This is a genomic window from Daejeonella sp. (assembly GCF_044348475.1).
In the GTDB taxonomy this organism is placed as follows: domain Bacteria; phylum Bacteroidota; class Bacteroidia; order Sphingobacteriales; family Sphingobacteriaceae; genus Daejeonella.
Genome location: NZ_JBIKSU010000163.1, coordinates 1 through 2,724, shown reverse-complemented (window position 1 = coordinate 2,724; position 2,724 = coordinate 1). Strand labels below are relative to the sequence as shown.

The 2,724-nt window shown below is 37.0% G+C and carries 2 protein-coding genes; both read left to right on the top strand.

Annotated elements, in window-relative coordinates; genetic code table 11:
• Positions 1–1,041: glycosyltransferase family 4 protein (locus ACIQZ6_RS12715; RefSeq protein ID WP_395811668.1), on the top strand; the 1,041-nt coding region annotated here is incomplete at its 5' end.
• Positions 1,041–2,273 carry a flippase gene (locus tag ACIQZ6_RS12710; protein ID WP_395811666.1) on the top strand — a complete coding sequence of 411 codons (1,233 nt, stop codon included), beginning with the start codon at positions 1,041–1,043 and terminating at the stop codon, positions 2,271–2,273. The genes ACIQZ6_RS12715 and ACIQZ6_RS12710, both read left to right, overlap by 1 nt.
• The last annotated feature ends 451 nt before the right edge of the window (positions 2,274–2,724 follow it).

The following is a 2,724-nucleotide window of genomic DNA, read 5'->3' as shown; positions in this document are numbered from 1 at the left end:
ACATTAATCAGCTACAAGAATAATGTGGAATATCCATTTATTGATCAGGAGGTGAATGGATTAAAACTAAACTTCATTCCCAATAAAGGCAGATTTCTCTATTTTGAATTGGGCGTATTATATTACCTATTGAATAACTCAAAATCCATTGATGTATTAAACCTATTTCACTTCAAAAAAGACAATATTCTTTACCTGCTAATCTATAAACTGGTAAACCCCCAAGGTAAGGCCTATATCAAACTAGATATGGATATTCTGTTTTTCAAGAATTATAATGCCTTCCTATTTTCAAATTACCGAATCAAAAATTTCTTTTTAAAGGCTTTAACCTCCTGGATTTTCAAGCTCACCGACCTATTTTCAGTAGAAACCGATCAAGCCAAAGAATATTTGCTACACGTTTATCCTGAACTGGAACATAAACTGATATGCATCCCCAATGGCGTTGATAATCTTTATCTGGACAAGGAAATTCCGGTCAAAGCCTTCCATGAAAAAGAAAATATTATTTTAACTGTGGGAAGAATCGGTACCGAACAAAAAAATACAGAGCTATTGCTTGATGCCTTGAAAATAATAGACCTCAAAGATTGGAAAGTATACATTTTGGGGCCCATTGAAGAAAACTTTAAGAAATACATCGCTGATTTTTACAGAGAATACCCACAGCTTGAAAACAAGATCATTTTCACAGGTAACATCACAGACCGAAAAGAGTTATTTGATTGGTACAACCGATCAAAGGTATTCTGTTTGAGTTCACGGTATGAAGGATTTCCAATCGCTTTTCCAGAAGCAATCTATTTTGGCAATTACTTGATTAGCAGCCCGGTTTCAAGCGCCGAACACATTACCTCAAAGGGCAAATATGGCACAGTTGCAAAAGCAAATGCACAGGAATTTTCAAAGGCAATACAAAACAGCATTGAACCGGGTTTTCTTTCATCTCAACGCTATCAAGAAATCAGAAGCTTTTCAAAAGAGAGCTTTACCTGGCCAGTTATTGTAAAAAAACTTGCTGATCAAATAAAAAGCTGATGCGTAAACAATTATTGAAAGATTCAGCTGTATATATGGGGGGTAGTGTTATTGTCCAAATTTTGGGCTTTATCGGGCTTATTTTCCTGATGCAGTTTCTTCCGGTTTCAGAATACGGAAAATACATCTACATCATAGAATTCATTTCAATCTTCGCCTTTTTCTCGGATGGAGGGTTCACGCAACACATTATCAAAGAAAGCAGCCAGAATCCAGATAAAATTCAAAGTATCTATTCAAAGGCACAATCGGCGCAACTACTAATCAGTGCCGTAATGCTAATACTCATATTGAGTATCAGCTATGCAAGCAATTCAGTGAATGATTTCTATTACTTAAGTGTATTCGGGCTCAGTGTTGTTATTAGTGCTTTTTTTGCGCCCATGCTGGCCATTTTTATTGCATCCGGCCGCAAAGATCTAATCTTCTATAAAGATGTATCTCTGAGCGTCTTAAAATTGATCTTCATGCTGGCCGGAATTTATTATCAAGCGCCGCTAGCGTATTTTATTTTTCTAGGATTTATTAATTGCTTTGTACTGTTAATCCTGTTGCTCTATACCCGATATAAAAAGGAATTTACCTATCTATTTCAATTAAAATTAGATCTGTCTGGAAGCATGACATTTATCAGGCAGGGGATTTTATTTACCGTTTTGATGGCTGCGAATGTTATATATAATAAAATTGACATCATCATGCTTGAAAAAATGACGGGCAGTATAGAAGTGGGATATTATGCTGGTGCTACCCGATTTATATATCCATTTATGTTTATTTCAGGTGCATTTATGACCGCCATCTTTCCGAGCCTGGCAAAACATGCCGAGGATAAAGATAAATTTAAACGCATTCAATATCTGGCACTGTACTGCCTGGGTGGCATTGGAATTTTGCTAAGCACCTTTCTATACTTTGGTTCAGATATTCTTTTTGAACTATTTTTTGATACTAAGTATGATCAATCTATACCTGTATTTAAAGTACTGGTTTGGTATCTGGCTATTGTATTTATCTACGGCTCAATCAGTAATAACCTCGTTGCTAAAAACAAAGTTAAATTTCTTGTCTATCTCAACCTGATCATGATTATTCTGAATGTTGCTTTGAATTTCTTTCTTATCCCGGTTTATGGAGCAAAGGGTGCAGCAATAGCTACGATTGTTTGTGAGTTGTTGATTTTGGTTTCGGCTGGGGTTTATTGGAGAGTGGGTATGAGGGGGGAGCAGTGAGGTAGGAGGAATGAGGTAGGAGGTAGGAAGTCTGAGGTATGAAGTATGAGGTAGGAGGTATGAGGTATGAGGTAGGAGGTTAATTTGGAATTGAATTGTTTAGGCGCTATGCACCTGCGTCTTTGCGAGAGTCTTTTTTACCTGTAGCCAGGGCTAAATTTGTGCTAAGAACAACGAAGGTCCCTCACCTGCTGAAGGGCAGGGTTCGGGATGACATATTGGAGGTGGATTGGAATTTGTTTTTTAGGCACCGCTGGCGCATGCGTGTCGCGTGTGATTTTTCAAAAACATAGCTTTCAGAAAAATTTGTTGTTGGTTTAATCTATTGTTTTAATAAGGGGATTTTTTATCAAAACGAATTTAACTAGGCGACCAGTGTCCACCGCTGGCGGGGGAATAAAAGGGGGTGGTCTTTACAATTAAAAAATAAAAAATTATGATATTTCCTAAA